General features: G+C 66.9%; 21 protein-coding genes. 9 read left to right on the top strand and 12 right to left on the bottom strand.

Translation table 11 applies throughout. The features are described 5' to 3' along the window. Positions 1-45: 45 nt before the first annotated feature. A complete protein-coding gene (locus R2APBS1_RS06780) occupies positions 46-567 on the top strand; it encodes a 3-hydroxyanthranilate 3,4-dioxygenase (RefSeq protein WP_015447353.1) in 522 nt (173 codons plus the stop codon). A gap of 18 nt (positions 568-585) precedes the next feature. Here R2APBS1_RS06780 and R2APBS1_RS06775 read toward each other — a convergent pair whose 3' ends face one another. Then, positions 586-1,137: an NUDIX hydrolase gene (locus tag R2APBS1_RS06775; RefSeq protein WP_015447352.1), complete on the bottom strand. Its 552-nt coding sequence runs from the start codon at positions 1,135-1,137 to the stop codon at positions 586-588. 166 nt (positions 1,138-1,303) lie between these two features. On the opposite strand from R2APBS1_RS06775, the gene R2APBS1_RS06770 reads away from it, so the two are divergent. Together R2APBS1_RS06770 and R2APBS1_RS06765 are read left to right on the top strand one after the other, a co-directional pair. Continuing rightward, positions 1,304-2,788: an amino acid permease gene (locus R2APBS1_RS06770; protein WP_007513030.1), complete on the top strand. Its 1,485-nt coding sequence runs from the start codon at positions 1,304-1,306 to the stop codon at positions 2,786-2,788. A 74-nt stretch (positions 2,789-2,862) separates the two neighbouring features. After that, entirely contained in the window at positions 2,863-4,347 is a 1,485-nt protein-coding gene (locus R2APBS1_RS06765; protein ID WP_015447351.1) for an amino acid permease, read from the top strand. Between the two features lie 389 nt (positions 4,348-4,736). Here R2APBS1_RS06765 and R2APBS1_RS06760 read toward each other — a convergent pair whose 3' ends face one another. Continuing rightward, entirely contained in the window at positions 4,737-5,069 is a 333-nt protein-coding gene (locus tag R2APBS1_RS06760) for a high-potential iron-sulfur protein (protein ID WP_015447350.1), read from the bottom strand. A 165-nt stretch (positions 5,070-5,234) separates the two neighbouring features. Between R2APBS1_RS06760 and R2APBS1_RS06755 the strand changes: the two genes are divergently transcribed. The 4 genes from R2APBS1_RS06755 to R2APBS1_RS06740 are packed head-to-tail and all read left to right on the top strand — an operon-like array spanning position 5,235 to position 8,200. Continuing rightward, on the top strand, positions 5,235-5,885 hold the full coding sequence (locus R2APBS1_RS06755; RefSeq protein WP_015447349.1) for a methylthioribulose 1-phosphate dehydratase: 651 nt from the start codon (positions 5,235-5,237) through the stop codon (positions 5,883-5,885). Next, positions 5,882-6,433, top strand: coding sequence for a 1,2-dihydroxy-3-keto-5-methylthiopentene dioxygenase (locus tag R2APBS1_RS06750; RefSeq protein ID WP_015447348.1), 552 nt, complete (start codon positions 5,882-5,884; stop codon positions 6,431-6,433). The genes R2APBS1_RS06755 and R2APBS1_RS06750 overlap by 4 nt, the downstream gene beginning before the upstream one ends. 50 nt (positions 6,434-6,483) lie before the next feature. After that, positions 6,484-7,170, top strand: coding sequence for an acireductone synthase (gene mtnC, locus R2APBS1_RS06745; RefSeq protein WP_015447347.1), 687 nt, complete (start codon positions 6,484-6,486; stop codon positions 7,168-7,170). 19 nt (positions 7,171-7,189) lie between these two features. Further along, positions 7,190-8,200 (top strand): C13 family peptidase, encoded by a 1,011-nt coding sequence (locus tag R2APBS1_RS06740; RefSeq protein ID WP_015447346.1) that lies wholly within the window; start codon positions 7,190-7,192, stop codon positions 8,198-8,200. A gap of 95 nt (positions 8,201-8,295) precedes the next feature. Here R2APBS1_RS06740 and R2APBS1_RS06735 read toward each other — a convergent pair whose 3' ends face one another. Next, positions 8,296-10,044: a carboxylesterase/lipase family protein gene (locus R2APBS1_RS06735; protein WP_015447345.1), complete on the bottom strand. Its 1,749-nt coding sequence runs from the start codon at positions 10,042-10,044 to the stop codon at positions 8,296-8,298. A gap of 157 nt (positions 10,045-10,201) precedes the next feature. Between R2APBS1_RS06735 and R2APBS1_RS19270 the strand changes: the two genes are divergently transcribed. Beyond that, a complete protein-coding gene (locus R2APBS1_RS19270) occupies positions 10,202-11,071 on the top strand; it encodes a LytTR family DNA-binding domain-containing protein (RefSeq protein ID WP_015447344.1) in 870 nt (289 codons plus the stop codon). A gap of 65 nt (positions 11,072-11,136) precedes the next feature. Here the strand turns inward: R2APBS1_RS19270 and hisIE are convergent, their stop codons facing one another. From hisIE to R2APBS1_RS06685, 9 genes are all read right to left on the bottom strand, one after another. Further along, positions 11,137-11,769, bottom strand: a complete 633-nt coding sequence (hisIE, locus tag R2APBS1_RS06725) for a bifunctional phosphoribosyl-AMP cyclohydrolase/phosphoribosyl-ATP diphosphatase HisIE (RefSeq protein ID WP_015447343.1) — start codon at positions 11,767-11,769, stop codon at positions 11,137-11,139. 19 nt (positions 11,770-11,788) lie between these two features. Then, positions 11,789-12,559, bottom strand: coding sequence for an imidazole glycerol phosphate synthase subunit HisF (gene hisF, locus R2APBS1_RS06720; protein ID WP_015447342.1), 771 nt, complete (start codon positions 12,557-12,559; stop codon positions 11,789-11,791). 97 nt (positions 12,560-12,656) lie between these two features. After that, positions 12,657-13,385, bottom strand: coding sequence for a 1-(5-phosphoribosyl)-5-[(5-phosphoribosylamino)methylideneamino]imidazole-4-carboxamide isomerase (gene hisA / locus R2APBS1_RS06715; protein ID WP_015447341.1), 729 nt, complete (start codon positions 13,383-13,385; stop codon positions 12,657-12,659). Beyond that, entirely contained in the window at positions 13,382-13,972 is a 591-nt protein-coding gene (gene hisH, locus R2APBS1_RS06710; RefSeq protein ID WP_027485646.1) for an imidazole glycerol phosphate synthase subunit HisH, read from the bottom strand. Before hisH ends, hisA begins: the two co-directional genes overlap by 4 nt. 109 nt (positions 13,973-14,081) lie before the next feature. Further along, positions 14,082-15,146 (bottom strand): bifunctional histidinol-phosphatase/imidazoleglycerol-phosphate dehydratase HisB, encoded by a 1,065-nt coding sequence (gene hisB, locus R2APBS1_RS06705; RefSeq protein WP_007513002.1) that lies wholly within the window; start codon positions 15,144-15,146, stop codon positions 14,082-14,084. Continuing rightward, positions 15,143-16,204, bottom strand: a complete 1,062-nt coding sequence (gene hisC, locus R2APBS1_RS06700) for a histidinol-phosphate transaminase (protein ID WP_007513000.1) — start codon at positions 16,202-16,204, stop codon at positions 15,143-15,145. The genes hisB and hisC overlap by 4 nt, the downstream gene beginning before the upstream one ends. After that, on the bottom strand, positions 16,201-17,499 hold the full coding sequence (hisD, locus tag R2APBS1_RS06695) for a histidinol dehydrogenase (RefSeq protein ID WP_015447340.1): 1,299 nt from the start codon (positions 17,497-17,499) through the stop codon (positions 16,201-16,203). Before hisD ends, hisC begins: the two co-directional genes overlap by 4 nt. Before the next feature lie 28 nt (positions 17,500-17,527). Then, positions 17,528-18,421: an ATP phosphoribosyltransferase gene (gene hisG, locus R2APBS1_RS06690; protein WP_015447339.1), complete on the bottom strand. Its 894-nt coding sequence runs from the start codon at positions 18,419-18,421 to the stop codon at positions 17,528-17,530. Next, positions 18,418-18,753 (bottom strand): YerC/YecD family TrpR-related protein, encoded by a 336-nt coding sequence (locus tag R2APBS1_RS06685; RefSeq protein ID WP_007512995.1) that lies wholly within the window; start codon positions 18,751-18,753, stop codon positions 18,418-18,420. Before R2APBS1_RS06685 ends, hisG begins: the two co-directional genes overlap by 4 nt. 315 nt (positions 18,754-19,068) lie before the next feature. Between R2APBS1_RS06685 and R2APBS1_RS06680 the strand changes: the two genes are divergently transcribed. Next, positions 19,069-20,082 (top strand): transporter family protein, encoded by a 1,014-nt coding sequence (locus R2APBS1_RS06680; RefSeq protein ID WP_015447338.1) that lies wholly within the window; start codon positions 19,069-19,071, stop codon positions 20,080-20,082. The last annotated feature ends 34 nt before the right edge of the window (positions 20,083-20,116 follow it).

Raw genomic sequence — 20,116 nt, 5'->3', positions numbered from 1 at the left:
GCGCGGTGGCGCTAAGATGCGGACATGTCACATGCGAACAAACCCATGGCCCTGACTCCGCCCATCAACCTGCAGCGCTGGATCGATGAGCATCGCCACCTGCTGCAGCCACCGGTGGGCAACAAGTGCATCGTCGACGGCGACTTCATCATCATGATCGTCGGCGGCCCGAACGCACGCACCGACTACCACTACGACGAAGGCCCCGAGTTCTTCTACCAGCTCGAAGGCGAGATCACCCTGAAAGTGCAGGACGACGGCGTGGCCCGCGACATACCGCTGCGCGCCGGCGAGATCTTCTACCTGCCGCCGCGCGTGCCGCATTCGCCCAACCGCGCCGCCGGCTCCATCGGGCTGGTGATCGAGCGCCGCCGCATCGCCGGCGAAAAGGACGGTCTGATGTGGTTCTGCGAGCGCTGCAACCACAAGCTGTACGAGGAACACTTCGTGCTGGACAGCATCGAGCACGATTTCCCGCCGGTATTCGAGCGCTACTACCGTTCGCGCGAAGCGCGCACCTGCGCTGCCTGCGGCCATCTCAACCCCGCCCCCGCAAAGTACGCGTAGGCGCCCGCGGGCAACCTCCTACGGGTGACGGGTGAGCCACTTGCGCGCCATGCGCCGCAGTGAAACGTCCAGGCTTTCATCCTTCGCCACCTCGACAACCGGTCGCCACGCCAGCGCGCGGGATTCCTGGTTGATCGTGAAGCACTCGTCCGCGCCAGCGCGCAGCACGTAGCGCACGTCGTAATGCCAGTGCTCCGGTTCGTCGCCTCGTGCCGGGATGCGGTGCCGGTCGAGGTCGAAGATGCCGCCTTCGACACGCAGGCCGGCCACGCCGGTTTCCTCCTGCGCCTCGCGCAACGCGACCCGCGCCAGCTCGACGTCGCCGTCGGCGTGGCCGCCCGGCTGCAGCCAGCGGTCCAGTTTGCGGTGGTGCATCAGCAGCACGCGTTCGCCATCCGCGCTGACCAGCCAAGCCGAGCCGGTGAAGTGGCCCAGCAGATGGCCGCGCTCGAACACCGCAGCATGCGACGCGAGGAAAGCGCTGAAGGCGGCAACCAGCTCGCCGTCCCCTGGATGGCGTGCGCGATAGTCGTGCAGTGCAGCGCCCAGCTGCGGAAAATGCGATGGCATGACTTGTGGCAGGTGACGGGGAAAACAGCAGCCATTCTAGCTGCATCGCGTCTTGTACCCCTTCCACCGCTCCGCTAAGGTTGGCCGTCCGTCGGCTCGTCGCGTCCCTCTTCGTCGCGTTTCCGTTCGAGCGCGACGCTGCTGTTTTGCCCCGGGGAGCCACTGCATGCTGTTCAAGCGCATCAAACCGATCGACCAGATCATCGCCACGGCGGAGAAGAAAGCCCTCACCCGCCAACTTGGTGCCTTCCAGCTCACCATGCTCGGCATCGGCGCGATCATCGGCACCGGCATCTTCGTGCTCACCGCCGAGGCGGGCCAGAAGGCCGGCCCCGGCATGATGATCGCGTTCGTGATCGCCGCGGTGGTGTGCGCGTTCGCTGCGCTGGCCTACGCCGAACTCGCCTCGATGGTGCCGGTGGCCGGCTCGGCCTATACCTACACCTACGGTGTGCTCGGCGAGACCACCGCCTGGGTGGTGGGCTGGGCGCTGGTGCTGGAGTACACCATCGCCGCCAGCACGGTGTGCGTGGGCTGGGCCGGCTACGTCAACGGCCTGCTTGCGCACGCCGGCTTCGGCTTGCCGCACTTCCTGCAGGTAGGCCCGATGGACGGCGGCAGCTTCAACCTGTTGGCCTGCCTGATCGGCCTGGCGGTCACCTTCCTGCTGGTGATCGGCACCTCGAAATCGGCCAAGGTCAACACCGTGCTGGTGATGATCAAGATCATCGCTCTCACCGCCTTCATCATCGTCGCGTTGCCGGCGGTGAAGGATCCGAACTTCACGCCGTTCGTGCCCAACGGCTGGGGTAGCCCGACGGGCGGCATCGGCGTGCTGGGCGCGGCGGCCTCCATCGTGTTCGCCTACATCGGCTTCGACGCCATCTCCACCGCGGCCGAGGAAACCAAGAACCCGAACCGCAACATCCCGATCGCGCTGATCGCCTCGCTGGGCGTGTGCACCATCTACTACCTGCTGGTGAGCTACGCCGCGGTGGGTTCGGTGGGCGCGCAGCCCATGCTGGGCCCGGATGGCGTGGCGCTGGAGCCGGGCACGCCAGCCTTCGCGGCAGCGTGCCAGGGCTCGGACGCACTGGTGTGCAGCAAGGAGGCGCTGGCCCACGTGATACGCCTGCTCGGCCACAACAACATCGCCGCCTTCATCGCCTTCGCCGCCAGCATCGCGCTGCCGTCGGTGATCCTGACCATGACCTACGGCCAGACCCGCATCTTCTTCACCATGTCGCGCGACGGTCTGCTGCCCAGCAAGCTGGCCAAGATCCATCCGCGCTTCCACACGCCGCACGTCATCACCCTGATCACCGGCAGCTTCGTCTCGCTGTTCGGTGCGCTGTTCCCGGTGGGCATCCTCGCCGACATCACCAATTCGGGCACGCTGTTCGCGTTCATCATGGTGGCGCTGGGCGTGCTGATCCTGCGCCGTACCCAGCCCGAGCGCCCGCGCCCGTTCCGCACTCCGCTGCCGTGGCTGATCTGCCCGCTGGCGGTGTTCGGCTGCCTGCTGCTGTTCCTCAACCTGTCGAAGGAAGCCAAGATCACCTTCTTCGTCTGGGGTGCGATCGGCCTGGTGGTGTACTTCCTGTACGGCTACCGCAACAGCAACCTGGCTCGCGGCGTCGAAGCGGACTGATCCTGCCCCACGCACGCTGATCGCCATGCCGCCGGCACGACCCACGTCGTGCCGGCCTCACGTCCGGAAGCCTCATGCTCAAGCAACTGCTCGCCCGCAAGACCGATTTCAACGAGCCCGACGACACGCACGGGCCTACCCTGCGCCGCACGCTCGGCCCCTGGGGGCTGACCGCGCTGGGCATCGGTGCGGTAATCGGTGGCGGCATCTTCGTGATCACCGGACAGGCCGCGGCCGACCATGCCGGTCCGGCGGTGATCCTGTCGTTCATCCTGGCGGCGATCTGCAGCACGTTCACCGCGCTGTGCTACGCCGAGTTTGCCACGCTGATCCCGGTATCCGGCAGCGCCTACTCGTACGCCTACGCCACGCTGGGCGAGCTGATGGCATGGTTCATCGGCTGGAACCTGGTGCTGGAGTACGGCGTGTCGGCCTCCGCGGTGGCGGTGAGCTGGACCGGCTATTTCCTCAGCCTGCTCCAGCATATCGGCAGCACCTTCAACATGGACCTGAGCCTGCCCGCGGCACTGACCAATGCGCCGCTGGCCTTTACCGCCGACCACCAGCTGGTCGCCACCGGCGCGCTGTTCAACCTGCCGGCGGTGGTGCTGATCCTGCTGCTCACCTGGATCTGCTACGTGGGCATCCGCGAGTCGAGCCTGGCGAATGCCGCGATGGTGGCGCTCAAGGTCGGCCTGATCACCCTGGTGATCGTGGTCGGCTGGCGCTACGTCGACCCGTCCAACTGGCACCCGTTCGTACCGGAGTCGCAGGGCCATTACAAATACGGCTGGGGTGGCGTGCTGCGCGGCGCGGCGATGGTGTTCTTCGCCTACATCGGCTTCGAGGCAACCTCGGTCGCGGCGCAGGAGTCGCGCAACCCGCAGCGCGACCTGCCGATCGGCATCCTCGCCTCGCTGGCGGTCTGCACCGTGCTGTACATCGCGATGGCCGCGGTGATGACCGGACTGACTTCATACACCCTGCTCGGCACCGACGAGCCGGTGGTGACCGCCCTGCACGGGCACCCGCAACTGGAATGGCTGCGCTGGCTGGTGGAGGTCGGCGCGCTGCTGGGGCTGTCATCGGTGGTGCTGGTGATGATCATCGCGCAGCCGCGCATCTTCATGATCATGGGCCGTGACGGCATGCTGCCGAAGGTGTTCACCCGCATCCACCCGCGCTACCGCACGCCGCACCTCAACACGCTGATCACCGGCGCCGGCATCGCCCTGCTCGCCGCGATCTTTCCGCTGGACGTGCTGGGCGACCTGGTGTCGATGGGCACGCTGATCGCGTTCATGGCGGTTTGCGCCGGCGTGTGGATCCTGCGGCATACCCGGCCGGAACTGCCACGCACGTTCCGGGTGCCGTTCGCGCCGGTGATCTGCACGCTCGGCATCCTCAGCTGCCTCGCCCTGCTGTCCACCATGGCCTGGTACAACTGGTCGCTGATGATCGTCTGGACCCTGCTCGGGCTGGTGATCTATTTCAGCTACGGCAACCGGCACAGCCACCTGCGCAGCCCCGTAGCGGACGCCTCCTCGACCGATGCGTAAGTTCGCCAAATAGCGTCAGAAAACCAGCATTTTCTGTGAAAATCGCCGAAATGCCGCGAATGGCAACGATCTGGCGATATGCAACAGATTCTCGAAAAATTCCAGGGAAGCTTAAATATTCCCTTTTGTTTCAATGGATTAACGAGAATTTTCCAACAAGAATCACCGGGCCGATCGCCCATTCGGCGAACTCGGGAGTATCATCCTCAGTCCGCGGGTTGATCACTTGGCAGTGGGCCCCCGGATCGCGGCTCGGCGCGTCAGGTGAGTAGCTCCTCAGCCTGGTGTGTCCGGGCCGCACTTTTGCCCGCACGGCACTTCCCCGGCCGCAGAAACGAAAAGGCCGGCGTATCGCCGGCCTTCCGATGCAAGCTTCTGGATGGATGCGATCAGGCTTTCTTCGGCGTGTGCGAAACGCACCAACCCTTCGCGTTCACCGACTTGCCCGGGAACAACTGGCAGGGGCCGCGACCGGTGGGGCCGCCAGTGTAGAACTGGCAATTGGTGCAGTCGTCGCCAGCCTTGTGCTTCGCGTTGGCGGTCTTGGTGGCATCCTCCACGTAGCCCAGCGCCTTCGCGGTCGGATCCGACTCGCTCAGTGCCGGCAGATCCGCCGCCCGCGCAAAGCGCGGCAGGCTGCCGATGACCACGGCAGCGGCGGTGGTGCCGGCAGCCACCTTGAGGAACCGGCGACGTGATTCGATATCTTGTTCTTTCGACATGGGCAAGCCTCCGTCGGAATCTGTCCGGCACACCCTGCGCCGGATCCTCGCCGATGGTACGCGCACCGTCCCAATCCTTCCTGACTTGCGAGAATGGCTCTCATTACAGCCCGATCGCACAGCAGCGCATGGTATAGTCCACGCTCATTTGGACGTCCAAACCGCATGAGCCAGACCCTGCCAGCCGCGATCCCCGCCAGCGTATTCGAACGCTGCGCCGACGCCATCGTCGACGCCGCACGCGAGCTGTCGGCGCTGGGCTGGACGCCAGCCACCAGCAGCAATTTCTCCATGCGGGTCGACGCTGGCCACGCGGCGATCACCGTCTCGGGCAAGCACAAGGGCCGACTGGGCCGCGGCGACATCATGCTGATCGACCCGGACGGTCATCCGGTGGGCACCGACGCCCGCCCCAGCGCCGAAACGGCTTTGCACACCCAGATCTACCGGCGCTGGCCGGAAGTGAACGTGGTGCTGCATACCCACTCGCGCGTGCAGAGCGTGGCCTCGCGCCTGTTCGCCGCCGACGGCGTGATGCGCCTGCAGGGTTGGGAACTGCAGAAGGCGATCGCCGGCTACCACAGCCACGAAAGCGTGTTGGAGATTCCGGTGTTCCCGAATACCCAGCACATGCCCGAGCTGGTGGCGCGCATCGACGCCTGGCTGGACGCCGGCAAGCCGCTCGCTGCCTACCTGATCGACGGCCACGGCATCTACACCTGGGGCCACGACATGGCCGAGACCCGGCGCCACCTGGAAGCGCTGGAGTTCCTGCTCGGCTGCGAACTTGACCTGAAGAGACTGAGGGCATCATGAGCCGCCTGCGCATCTTCGACGAAACCCGACCGCAATCGCCGCTGACGGTGATCGACGAGCACGCGGCGATCGCCGCCGAGCTCGCCCGGGCCGGTGTCCGCTTCGAGCAATGGGCCGCGAGCCAGCCGATCGTCCCGGGCGCCAGCCAGGACGAGGTGATCGCCGCCTATCGCGACGACATCGACCGGTTGATAGGCGAGGAAGGCTACCAGGCGGTGGACGTGATCAGCCTCGCCCCGGACCATCCCGACCGCGCCGCACTGCGCCAGAAGTTCCTCAGCGAGCACACACACAGCGAGGACGAGGTGCGCTTCTTCGTCGCCGGTTCCGGCCAGTTCACCCTGCACCTCGGCAGCAAGGTCTACGACATCCTGTGCGAACAGGGCGACCTGATCGGCGTGCCCGACGGCACCCGGCACTGGTTCGACATGGGCGAGGCGCCCTACTTCGTGGCGATCCGCCTGTTCACCAACAAGGAAGGCTGGGTGGCCAACTTCACCGGCGACGACATCGCCTCGCGCTTCCCGCGCATGGCGCCTGCCGTGTAGGAGCCCGCTCGCGGGCGATGCTCTTCCCGAAACCCGAATCCTGAACGGCCATGATCGAAATCCGCGCCATCGTCACCGATATCGAGGGCACCACCAGTTCGATCGACTTCGTGCGCGAGGTGCTGTTTCCGTACGCGCGCAAGCGGCTGCCGGCCTTCGTCGAGACCCACGGCGACAAGCCCGAGGTGCAGCACTGGCTGCACGAGGCGGCCAGGGAGGCCGGGCTGGTCGAGGCCACCCGCCAGGACATCATCGAGCTGCTGCTCAAGTGGATCGACCAGGACCGCAAGTCCACCGCGCTGAAGGCGCTGCAGGGCATGATCTGGAAGGACGGCTACGAGGCCGGGGACTACCGTGCGCACGTCTATCCGGAGGTGGCCGCGCGGCTGCGCGAGTGGCGCGCCGACGGGCTGCGCCTGTACGTCTACTCTTCCGGCTCGGTGCCGGCGCAGAAACTGTTCTTCCGCCACAGCGAGGCGGGCGACCTGGGCGCGCTTTTCGCCGGCTACTTCGACACCGAAACCGGCCCGAAACGCGAGTCCTCCTCCTACCGGCGCATCGCCGAGGCGATCGGCGAACAGCCCCGCCACCTGCTGTTCCTGTCCGACATCGTGGAGGAACTCGACGCCGCGCAGGCGGCCGGCTTCCACACCGGCTGGCTGGTGCGCGCGCCGCAGGCCCTGCCTGATTCGCCGCGCCACACCGTCTACCGCGACTTCGACGCGATCGCGCCGTGAATCCGCACGCGTATTCCCCATGCGCCACGCCCTGACCACCCTGTTCGCATTCGCCGCCGGCGTGCTGCTGGCCCTCTGGTGGCCAGGCCACCGGTCGGTACCGGCAGCCGCCGGCCACCTCGCGCCGGTGACATCCGCCAGCGTGGAGGAGCTCGCGGGATCCGACGTCGACATCGCGCCCGACAACTGGCCCGGGCAGGGGCCGACCCCGGAGCAGGTCCTGTACGCGCAGCCGCGGATGATGCGCGAGGCGCTGGCCGGGCTCGGTCCGCGCGTGCCCGGCAAGCCGAACCTCTACCTGGTGGCCTTCGCCGGCGACGGTGCCGAGGACGTGTTCCGCAACGAGGCCGAGTACGCCGCGCAGCTGTTCGCGCAGCGCTTCGGCGCCAGCGCCCACAGCCTGGTGCTGGAGAACAACCCGGCCACGCTCGCCACCCGTCCGCTGGCCAGCTGGAGCAACCTGGAAACCGCGCTCGAGGGCCTGGGCAAGACGATGCAGCCGGACCAGGACATCCTCCTGCTGTACCTCACCAGCCACGGCGACGAGGAACACAACCTGCTGCTCGACATGGACCCGCTGCCGCTGGACCAGATCGGCGCCATCGACCTGGCCGACATCCTGGCGATGCACCCGTTCAAGTGGAAGGTGGTCGTGGTCAACGCCTGCTACTCCGGCGGCTTCATCCCGCCGCTGAGCGGCCCCGGCACCCTGGTGCTCACCGCCGCCCGCGCCGACCGCAGCTCGTTCGGCTGCGGCAGCGACTCGGACATCACCTACTTCGGCAAGGCCTGGCTGGTCGATGCGCTGAACCGCACCGACGATTTCGCGGACGCCTTCAAGCGGGCCAGCGGCGAGATCCGCCGGTGGGAACAGCAGGACAAGCTCACTCCTTCCGAGCCGCAGATCGACATCGGCAGCGGCATCGCCGGGCAACTGGCGTTGTGGCGCAAGGGCACCACGCCCGGGCCGGCGCTGCCGTTCAAGCCGGCAACGCCGGCGCCAGCCAGCACAACGGCGGTAGCGCAGTAGCCCTCCCGAGAATATCTAAACCACCAGAGACACGTACACGCGAGTAGCCATCGACGCCACTTGCAACAGAAGGCAACGTTCACTGGCTGCATAGCTTACGTACTTACTTCTTTTGATAACCGTCGGTATCGCTTGCGAACAAACCTGACAATACCCACGATCAAAGCCAGCACGCCCAATGCTGTCACTGCGAAGAGTAAATAGGCGTGATGCGCTACGAAACGTGCTGTCCCATATAGGCGATCTATACGTCGTAGATCGGTTACATCTGGAATGGGTCCTGACGCGATCGCTTCGCCCAACAGCATTGCTTGCGAATTCGGCGTAGTGAATGGTGGCCAGACCGGCAACCCTGCCCCATTGGGATCGCCGGATTTCGCGAAATTGGTCCAGTACGTCGACATAGCGAGCGCAAGCCGACGATCCGCCGGCGTCCACGGCAATCTCTGCTGATCAAGATGGTCAAATACATAAGGCATCTCCATGCCATGGCTGGCACCCCAACCGTAGTATTTGTCGTCAACACCATAAGGCGAACTCTTCGTGAATCGGTAGAGGAATACACGGCGTTTTCCTGCATCGGCTTGCAGGCGCGCCCATGCCCACATGTCCCAACCGAACCGCATTTCGCCCTCAAACTTCACGAAGGCCGAGCGCGCTTGCTGGTCGTTGGCCATTGACCCGGGGCCAATCAACGAGACAATCGGATGGGAGAAGTCGCTATCGAGTACCTCGTCAAGATTGGCGGCCGTAATCGTTCGGTTGACGAGAAACAGTTGGCCTTCGCGCGCGTTTGAGCCTACCAGGAGATCAACATCGTTCTGTCGGCCTTCGCGGTAAGCGTCGTACGGGGCTTGTGGCAAAGCGTAGCCATCGATGACAAGGTGCGGATTGAAACGAGTCTTGATCACCTCCTCCGCTCGCATCGCACGCAGATCCTGCAAGGTACGTGCACCGCTCCGGGCAAGAAACGCTCTACCGGCCTGTTCGGCATCGATCAACTTGAAATCGGAAGCCAGCTCTATCGGTTCGAACAACCCGCCGCTCTCGCCGATGGCGCGCTGAAACAGGCCCTTGGCCAGCGGCGAGGTCGTCAACGCGCTGATCGAAATCGAACCCGACGACTGTCCGAACACGGTCACACGTGCAGCATCGCCGCCGAACGCGCCGATATTGCGCTGCACCCAGCGCAATGCCGCGAGTTGGTCGAGCAGGCCATAGTTTCCAGACACCCGTTGTGGTGATTCGCGACTCAGACCGGGATGCGCCAGAAATCCCAGCACGCCGAGCCGATAGTTGGCGGTGACCACGATGACGCCCTTGCGCGCGAGCATGTCGCCCGCGTACAGCGGTGTCGACGCCGAACCATTCATCAAACCGCCGCCATATATCCACACCATGACCGGCAGGGGATCGCCTGTTACATGTGGCGGTACCCAGATATTGAGGTACAAACAGTCCTCGCTCATGGGTTCCGGTGGCGCGTCTTCGGGATAGGAGCCGTGTTGCATGCAGATCGGTGCGAACTGGTTGGCCGATCTGATGCCTGTCCATGCCGCAGGCGCTTGAGGAGCACGCCATCGCAACGGCCCGATGGGTGGCGCTGCGAAAGGTATGCCCTTGAACACAGTTACACCGTTCACCTGCATACCCTCGACCAGGCCACTGTCGATGCGGACTGGTGTGGCAACCGACACCGATAACCCGAGAACCGCAAGAGCAGCCAGGCACAGCAACGTGCGATGCCGGAAGTGGCGATTCCACCGGCCGCCGCGCGGGCAGATATCAGCGCCGGCGGGCGCTTCCAAAGAATCTGTCAATCGAGGATTCGTCAACCACTGCACGGCCTGCTCCCACATGCGACGGAGCGCCAAAGTCTGTACGAGCCCGATGGTGGCGGATAGCCCGAATCATCTCGCGAGCCGCCCGGTTCGTCACAAATGGGACGAACAGGTGCATTGTGTGGACAACCCGTAGCGGCCCTTGCAAACTGGCGCGGTCATGACCGACCACTTCGCGCTCGAATTTCGCCGCCTGTTCGACCCGCCGCGGCACCGGCTGGCGCCGCTCTTCAGCGGCTTTCTATATTGGCTGGCTTTTCTGCTGGTACTCGAACCCGGCAACGTGTTGCGCGCGTCACAAGCGGGTTATGCGCTGCCTCTCGGCCTCGAGACTGTCCGCATCACAGGTGCTGCAGTCCTCGGGGCCACGGTAACGCCACTGCTCACGTGGCTCACCAACCGGCTTCCCCTTACTGAGGGCACCCGTCTTTGGCAGCGTGCCTTGATCCACCTGATCTGCAATGTGTGTCTGGCCTTCCTGCTGATCGTCATCAGTTGTTTTCTCGCAGCATGGGGGTTCGAACAGCAAATCGTTCCGTCGTTTGCCGAAGTCAACAGCCAACTCGCTGCGAACTGGACGCTTCTCGTATTCGCACTCTGCGCATTCACAACCATCGTCCATCTAGTCCGGTTTATTCGACGCAAGGGTGGCGTGACTGCTGCCACCGCAACAAATGCAGTCGCCACAGAGACCACGCGCGGCGAGCGCATTCCGATCAAGACAAGGGGACGCTTGCGTTTCTTGGAGCAGGCCAGCATCGACTGGCTGGAGACGCAGGGAAACTACCTTGCTCTGCATTCCGGGCCCAACACGCAGCTCGTCCGCCAAACCTTGACCGACTTCGAGAAAGATCTGGATACAAGCAGGTTCATCCGCATCCATCGACGTTTGATCGTGGCTATCGATCGCATCGAAGAGATGAAACCGCTGCCAAATGGTGACGCGTTACTGCGGTTGCGAAATGGCCACGAACTGCGCATGAGCCGCAGCTACCGCGACGAGGTGGTTCGGCGGTGGAGTGAAGGCTAGGTGTGATCGCTCAGTAGGTTGTTCATCCGAGGCCAGCCCTTCGTTGTGAACACTCGAGGTTCCGATCAATCCCTGCGGCCCACATTGTGCCGCTTGACCAACAACGCCACGACATCGATCAGTGACAGCCCGCGCGCGCGCAGCGCTACGGTGAGATGGAAGACCAGATCCGCCGCCTCGCCAAGCAGTTCGGCATCGTCCTGCACTACGGCGGCCAACGCCGTCTCGACACCTTCTTCGCCAACTTTCTGCGCGATCCGGCGCATGCCGCCTTCGAACAGCCTGGTGGTGTAACTTCCTGCCGGCCGCTCGGCATGGCGCTGCGCGACCAGTGCGTCGAGCTCGGCGAGGAAACCCAGCGGTGGCCGCACGGTTTCACCAAAACAACTCGACGTGCCGAGGTGGCAGGTCGGGCCGTGCGGCTCGGCCTGGATCAGCAAGGTATCGGCGTCGCAGTCGATGCGGAGGGATTTCAGCACCAGCACGTGGCCGGAGCTTTCGCCCTTGGTCCACAGCCGTTGCTTGCTGCGGCTGTAGAACGTGACTTTGCCGCTGGCCTGCGTCTGCGCCAGCGCCTCGGCATTCATGTAGCCGAGCATCAGTACCTCGCCGCTCAGCCAATGCTGCACGATCGCCGGCAGCAGGCCGCCGCCCTTGGCCCAGTCGAGACGACTGAAATCCGAATCGGGGTTGCTCATGGTCTGGCTTCCTTGATGCTCACAGGCGCACGGTCACATTGCACTCGCGCAGATATCGCTTGAGTTCGGGAATCGCGATCGCGCCGGAATGGAACACGCTGGCCGCCAGCGCGCCGTCCACGTCGGCCTTGACGAAGGCATCACGAAAATGCCGCGGTTCGCCGGCGCCGCCGGAGGCGACCAGCGGCACGCGGCAGAGTGCGCGGGCCGCCTTGAGCTGCTCCAGGTCGTAGCCGCGGCGCACGCCATCGCTGCCCATGCAGTTCAGCACGATCTCGCCGGCGCCACGCCGTTGCGCCTCGACCATCCAGTCCAGCGTGCGGCGTAGCAGCGCCTGGGTCTTCGCGGGGTCGCCGGTGTACTGGCGCACGCGCCACTCACCGTCGGCGTCGCGCAACGAGTCGATGCCGACCACCACGCACTGCACGCCGAACGCGGCGGCCAGCTCGTCGATCAGCGCAGGACGCTCCAGCGCCGGCGAGTTCACCGAGATCTTGTCGGCACCGGCATGCAGCACGGCACGCGCTTCGTCCACCGAGCGGATGCCGCCGGCGACGCAGAACGGGATGTCGATCACCCGCGCCACCCGCTCGACCCAGCCGCGGTCCACGCTGCGCCCTTCCGGGCTGGCGGTGATGTCGTAGAACACCAGCTCGTCGGCACCCTCGTCGCGGTAGCGCAGGGCCAGTTCCACGATCTCGCCCATCACCACGTGGTCGCGAAAACGCACGCCCTTGACCACCTGGCCATCGCGCACGTCCAGGCAGGGAATGATGCGGCGGCTCAGCATGGGGTACCTCCCGGACACACTCTCTCCCCTGCTCGTCCCGAAGGGACTTCCTTCGGTCGCAGGGGAAGCAGGCAAGCACGCAAGCTGGTCATCAAATTCATGCGGCCAGCGCCTCCGCCACGGTGAAGCGCCCTTCCAGCAGCGCGCGGCCGAGGATCACGCCCCACGCGCCGGCTTCGCGCGCGGCGCGGATGTCGTCCAGCGAGCGCACGCCGCCGGAAGCCTGCACGGCCAGCGACGGCACCGTGGCGACGAGGTGGCGATAGAGATCGAGGTTGAAGCCGGCCAGCATGCCGTCGCGGTCGATGTCGGTGCACAGCAGGTGGCGCGCACCGCGCGCGGCGTACCACGGCGCCAATTCGTCCAGCGTGCGCGCCTCGATTTCGGTCCAGCCGGCGCTGGGCAGGCTCCAGCGGCCACCGAGGCGGCGCGTATCGAGCGCGAGGGTCAGCCGTTCGGCGCCGTACCTGCCCAGCCAGCCGGCCACGAGTTCGGGATCGCGGATCGCCACGCTGCCCAGCACCACGCGCTGCACGCCGGCGTCGAACAGCCGGCGCAGGTCGTCTTCGCCGCGTACGCCGCCGCCGGCCTGGATCTGCATGCCATCGGCCGTGATCGCCTGGATCACGGCGAGATTGGCGAGGCTGCCCGAGCGCGCGCCATCCAGGTCGACCATGTGCAGCCAGCGCGCACCTGCCTCGGCATAGCGCCGCGCCAGCGCACGCGGATCGGCGGCATAGGTGGTCTGCTGCGCGTAGTCGCCCTGCTTCAGGCGCACCACTTGGCCGCCACGCAGGTCGATCGCGGGAATCACGTCGAAGTTCATAGTTCGAGGAAGTTCTTCAGCAGCCTCGCGCCGACGGCGGCGGAGCGCTCGGGGTGGAATTGCATGCCATGGAAGTTGCCATGCGCGATCACCGCCGAGAACGCGCCGCCATAGTCGGCCGTGGCCAGGGTCCAGTCGCCGACCGGCGCCGCATAGCTGTGCACGAAGTAGGCCTGCTCGCCGTCGTCCAGGCCGGCCAGCAACGGATGTTCCCGCTGGACCGACAAGCCATTCCAGCCCATGTGCGGCACGCGCAGGCCCGGCGTTTCGACGAAGCGGCGTACCGGTGCGGGAATCAGCCCCAGGCACCCGGTATCGCCCTCTTCCGAATGCGCGCACAGCAATTGCATGCCCAGGCACACGCCGAGCACGGGCTGTTCCAGCGAACGCAGCACGTCGACCAGGCCCAGCTCGCGCAACCGCGCCATGCCGGGGCCGGCGGCGCCCACGCCGGGCAGGATCACCTTGTCGGCGGCGCGGATCGCCGCCGCGTCCGCAGTGAGCGCGGCATCCGCGCCGAGGCGCTGCAGCGCATAGCGTACCGAGCCGATATTGGTGCCGCCGGCGTCGACAAGGACCACCATCACACGTACCTCGCACGCAGGAGCGCACTCTGTGCGCGATGCTTTCCATCGCGTGGCGAAGAGCTATCGCGCACAGGGTGCGCTCCTGCGCCGATGTGCATTGATCGCCACATTACAAGCTTCCCTTGGTACTGGGCAGTTCGCTGCCGGAGCGGGCGATCGCCTGGCGCAGCGTGCGCGCCACCACCTTGAAGCAGGCCTCGACCATGTGGTGCGCGTTGTCGCCGCGCACGGCGAGGTGCAGGTTCGCGCCCAGCGTCTCGCACAGCGAGCGGAAGAAATGCGGCACCAGTTCGGTCGGCACCTCGCCCACCCGCTCGCGCGGGAAGCTGCCCTCGAACACGAAGTACGGCCGGCCGGACAGGTCCAGCGCGGCGCTGGCCTGCGCCTCGTCCATCGGCAGGGTGAAGCCGTAGCGGCCGATGCCGCGCTTGTCGCCCAGCGCCTGTTTCAACGCCTGGCCCAGCGCCAGCGCGCAGTCCTCGATGGTGTGGTGTTCATCGATGTGGGTGTCGCCGTCGCAGTCGAGCTGCAGCGCGAAGCCGCCGTGCTTGCCGATCTGCTCCAGCATGTGGTCGAAGAAGCCCAGTCCGGTATGCGCCTGCGGTTCGGCCACCTGGTCCAGGTCCACGCTGACCGTGATGCGGGTTTCCCGGGTGTTGCGCACCACCGTGGCGACGCGCGGCGCATCCAGCAACTGGTGCGCCAGTTCCTCCCAACCCACGCCCTGCGGGCCGACGCGGAGGCCGCGCACGCCCATGTTCGCGGCGAACTGCAGGTCGGTCTCGCGGTCGCCCACCATCGCCGACGCCGCGCGGCTCCAACCGTCGTCGGCCAGGTAGTGGCGCAGCATGCCGACGCCGGGCTTGCGCGTGTCCAGACCCTCGTGCGGGAGGCTGCGATCGATCAGCACCTCGCGGAAGGCGATGCCCTGCGAGGCGAGGATGCGCAGCAGCAGTTCGTGCGGCCCGCTGAAATGCGGCTCCGGGAAACTGTCGCTGCCCAGGCCGTCCTGGTTGCTCACCATCACCAGCTCGTAGCCGGCGGCGACGAAGCGTTGCAGCGCGGCGATCACGCCGGGCAGCAGGGCCAGCTTCTCGTAGCTGTCGATCTGCTCGTCGGCCGGCTCCTCGATTAGACAGCCGTCGCGATCGACAAAGAGGATCTTACGGCTCACGGGCTGGTTTCCTGCAGGACGGCCAGCACCCGTTCGTTCTCCGCGGGCGTGCCGATGGTGATGCGCAGCGCGTCGCCGAGGTTCAGGTAGCGGCGCACGTCGCGCACCACGATGCCGGCGGCGAGCAGGCGCTGGTAGGCGCCGGCGGCATCGTCGAAGCGCACGGCGAGGAAATTCGCCTGCGACGGCAACACCTCACGCACGTTGCGCAACCAGCGCAAGGCCTCGCACATGCGCGTGCGCTCCGCACGCACCACGGCGAGGTGTTCGCGCGCGTTCGCCTGCCCCCAGCCGGACAGCGCCAGCAGCGCCGCATCCACGCTCGGCAGCGGCAGCGGGTACGGCGCCATGATCCGGCGCAGCAGGGCGATCACGCCGGCGCTCGCCAGCAGGCTGCCGATGCGCACGCCGGCCAGCGCCCAGGCCTTGGACAGGGTGCGCAGCACGGCGAGGTTGTCGTAGCGGTCGATCAGGTCGGCCACGCTGCCTTCGTCGGCGAACTCCACATAGGCCTCATCCACCACCAACAGCGCACGGCCGGCCAGCGCCTGCACCAGCCGCTCGAGCTCGGTGCGCGGCACCGGCTGACCGGTGGGATTGTTCGGCGTGCAGACGAAGACCAGCTTCACCGCCGGGGTCAGCGCGGCCAGCACCGCGTCCACGTCCAGCGTGGCATCCGCCGCCAGCGGCACCTCGACGATACCCGCGTCCTGCACCCGCGCGCATACCGCGTACATGCCGAACGTGGGCGGCTGGATCAGGACCGCGTCGCGGCCGGCGCGGCAGAACGCGCGCACCAGCAGGTCGATCGCCTCGTCGCTGCCGCGGCCGACCAGCAACTGTTCGCGCCGCACGCCGTAGAGCGTGGCCAGCGCCTCGACCAGTGCTGCCGGCTGCGGCTCGGGGTAGCGGTTGCAGCCGAGGCCGTCGTCGCCGACCGGCGCCCACGCCGATTCGTTCGCGTTGAGCAGGACCTCGCCGCCGCTGGCCTCCATCCGCGCCGAGGAGTACGGCTGCATCGCGCGGATCTCCGGCCGCGCCAGATCGAGCACGCTCATGCCAGCGCCTCCAGGCGCAGGGTCACCGCGCGGCGATGGGCTTCCAGTTGCTCCGCCGCCGCCAGCGTGGCGGTGCACGGGCCGATGTGGCGCAGGCCGTCCGCGCTGACTTCCTGCACGCTGATCTGCTTCTGGTAGCTGGCCACCGACACGCCGCTGTAGCTACGCGCGTAACCGTAGGTCGGCAGCACGTGGTTGCTGCCGCTGCAGTAGTCGCCCACCGATTCGGGCGCCCACTGGCCGAGGAAAACCGAGCCGGCACTCTCGACGCCGTCGAGCAGCGCGCGCGGCGCGGCCACCTGCAGGATCAGGTGTTCGGGTGCGTAGCGGTTGCTCACCTCGACCGCCTGCGCCAGCGAGTCGACCGCGATCAGCCGGCTCTGCGCCAGCGCCCGGCCGGCGATCGCGCCACGCGGCAATTCGGCGCACTGGCGTTCGACTTCGGCGGCTGCCTGGTCCAGCAGGTCGGCGGACGGGCTCAGCAGGATCACCTGCGAATCCGGTCCGTGCTCAGCCTGCGACAGCAGGTCGGCGGCGACGAACACCGGATTCGCCCCGGCATCGGCGATCACCAGCACTTCGGACGGGCCGGCCGGCATGTCGATCGCGGCGCCATCCGGATCGGACGACACCTGCAGCTTCGCCTCGGTCACCCAGGCATTGCCGGGGCCGAACAGCTTGTCGCACTTCGGCACGCTGGCGGTACCGTAGGCCATCGCCGCGATCGCCTGCGCGCCGCCCAGCTTGAACACCCGGTGCACGCCGGTGAGGCGTGCGGCATACAGCACCGCCTCGTCGCAACGGCCGTCGGCGCGCGCCGGCGAACACAGCACCACCTCGCGGCAACCGGCGATATGCGCCGGCACGCCCAGCATCAGGGCGGTGGACGGCAACGGCGCGCTGCCTGCAGGCACGTACAGGCCGACCCGGCCGATCGGCCGCAGCATGCGTTCCACCCGCACGCCGGGTGCGGTATCCACCGCCACCGGCTGCAGCGCCGCCGCGCGATGGAACGCCTCGATGCGCGCCGCCGCTTCGCGGATCGCCGCCTTCAGGGCCGGATCGAGGGAAGCCTCGGCCGCAGCGAATTCGGCCTCGTCCACCGCGATCGCCTCCAGCGCGCAGTGGTCGTACTTCGCGCTGAGTTCGCGCAGCGCCGCGTCGCCGCGTTCGCGCACGACGGCGACGATCCGCTCGACGCCGCGGCGCAGTTCATCGGCACGCGACTGCGCGGGGCGCGCCAGCGCCTCGCGGCGCGCCGCTTCATCCAGGCCGTTCCAGTCCAGACGTTTCATGCGAACCTGCCCTTCTTGCCAACCTGATTCATGCCAGCATCTTCTCCACCGGCAGCACGAACATCTCGCGCGCCCCGGCCTTCTTGATCTCTTCCAGCTGCCGCCAGCTCACCTCGCCGGCACACAGCGCCTGCAACATCAATTGATCCGGCTGGCCGGCCACCGGCAGCAGGGTCGGCTGCGGACCGCCCGGCAGCAGCCGGGTCACCGCCTCCAGCGTGTGGCGCGAGGTCTGCAGCAGCAGCAGGCGCGACTCGCGCACCTGGATCACCCCGTCCAGCCGCTTCAGCAGCAGCTCCAGCAGGTCGCCGCGTTCGTCCGCCGGCAGCGCCAGCGGGCCGGCCAGCACCGCCTCGCTGTGCAACAGCACGTCGGCTTCGCGCAACTGGTTCGCCACCAGCGTGCCGCCGCTCTGCACCAGGTCGCAGATCGCATCGGCGGTGCCCAGCTTCGGCGCGATCTCGACCGAACCGGCGAGGGTCACCACGCCGGCGTCGACGCCCTGCGCGCGCAGCCACTCGCCGAGCAGGCCGGGATACGAGGTGGCGATGCGCCGCCCGTGCAACTGCCGCGGCTCGCGGTAATCCAGCTCCTGCGGCACCGCGATCGACAGCCGGCAACGGCCGAAGCCGAGCGGGCGCAGCTCGGCCAGCGGCTCGGCCTCGCGTCCGCCGGTCAGCCGGAATTCGCTGAGCACGTTGCGCCCGACGATGCCGAGGTCGCACACGCCCTGCGCGATCAGGCCGGGGATGTCGTCGTCGCGCACCAGCAGCAGATCCACCGGCTCGCCCTCGCCGAAGCAGAACAGCTTGTCGCGGCTCTGCCGGAAGGTAAGCCCGCAGCGGGCCAGCAGATCCAGCGCCGGCTCGGTGAGCCGTCCGGATTTCTGCATCGCGATGCGCAAACGGTTGCGCGGCTTCATGCCTTCTTCCTCGTGGTCTGTGCCTGCCGCCGCGCCGCGCGGGCGGCGGCCGCCAGGTAGCCGCCGTTGCCCTGGTTGAGATAGCGCGCCACCCGCCCGATCGTGGTAATGCTGACCGCGGTGCGCTCGTGAATCTCGCGGTACGGCACGCCATCGAGCAGGAACGGCACCACCCGCCAGCGGTCCACCAGCACCTCCAGTTCCGCCGGGGTGCACAGGTCGCCCAGAAAGGCCGCCATCTCCTCGACGTTCTTCAGCGACAGCAGCGCCTCGTACAGGCTCTGCTCGGCCGACTCGACGGGGGTTTCGGGATCGCGTGATCGACGCTTCATAATGTACTAACGCATTAACACAATGGTGCGCATCATACATGGCATGTGGCGCTGCGGCAAACCGGGCGATCAGTGCATGCCGGGCCACCATTCAGGTTGGTCCGCACGCACGCCGCCACCGCCGCATGTGACGGCCCAGGCCGGCTGGAGGGCGAGCCATCCTGCGCGGTGCGGCCTCGTGGGAACCTGTCCGCACGACGCCTCATCCAACCCGCGTCCGACCGCGAATCGGCTGGTTGTGACGTCACGCCGCAACCGGCAGCGTCATCGCGGTGGGACAATGGTGAAGTCGAAGCAAACCCATCGGGAGTATGCGTGAAACATCCGAACCAGCACCTGCCGCATGGCGGCTCCCGGTCGTCGTACCCGCGCACACGTCACCGGCGCCTCGCCGCCACGGTGCTGCTCGCAGGCACGCTGGCCCCGGCCTTGGCCGGTGCCTGCTCCACCTGCGGCTGCTCGCTCAATTCGGACTGGTCAAGCCAGGACTATGCCACCAGCCGCGGCCTGCACCTCAGCGTACGCGAGGATTATTTCGACCAGTCGCGACTGATGCACGGCACCGACACCGTCAGCCGCAGTGCGTTCCAGTACCCCGCTGACGAAGAGGTGCAACGCAAGACCATCAACCGCACCACCCTGCTCGGCGCGAGCTACAACTTCTCGCGCTACTGGGGTATCTCGGCACAGTTGCCGTATACCGACCGTCACCACCAGACCATTGCCGGCGGCGACACCGACATTTCCACCTCCGACACGCGCGGCATTGGCGACCTGCGCCTGCTCGTGCGCTACCAGGGGTTCAGCGACGACGCCGGCCTCGGCATGCAATTCGGCGTGAAGCTGCCCACCGGCCGCTTCACCCAGCGCTTCGCAGCCGGGCCGCAGGCCGGCCAGCCGCTCGACCGCGGCCTGCAACTGGGCACCGGCACCACCGACGCGTTGTTCGGCGTCTACAAGTTCGGCCTGCTCACTGACTCGCTGGCCTACTTCGGCCAAGCCATGGCGCAGGTTCCGCTGGACGCGCGGGACGGCTTCCGCCCCGGCAATTCGCTCAACATCGACTTCGGCGTGCGCTATCTCGACGCCGGACGCATCACGCCGCAGCTGCAGCTGAACATCCACGGCGAGCAGCGCGAAAACGGCCAGCAATCCGACCGCCCCAACAGCGGCGCCACCTTTGCCTATCTCAGCCCGGGCATCAGCGTGAAGCTCAGTCCGCGGCTGGATGCATTCGCGTTCGTCCAGTTGCCGGTGTGGCAACGCGTCAATGGCCTGCAGTTGGAGCCACGGCGACTCTGGTCGCTGGGCGTGCAGTATCGCTTCTGACCCGCAGCCGCCCGCGGCGCAGCGATCCACGCAC

This window comes from Rhodanobacter denitrificans (assembly GCF_000230695.2).
Lineage (GTDB): Bacteria > Pseudomonadota > Gammaproteobacteria > Xanthomonadales > Rhodanobacteraceae > Rhodanobacter > Rhodanobacter denitrificans.
The sequence above is the reverse complement of the archived record's forward strand: the minus strand, read 5'-3'. Positions and strand labels throughout refer to the sequence as shown.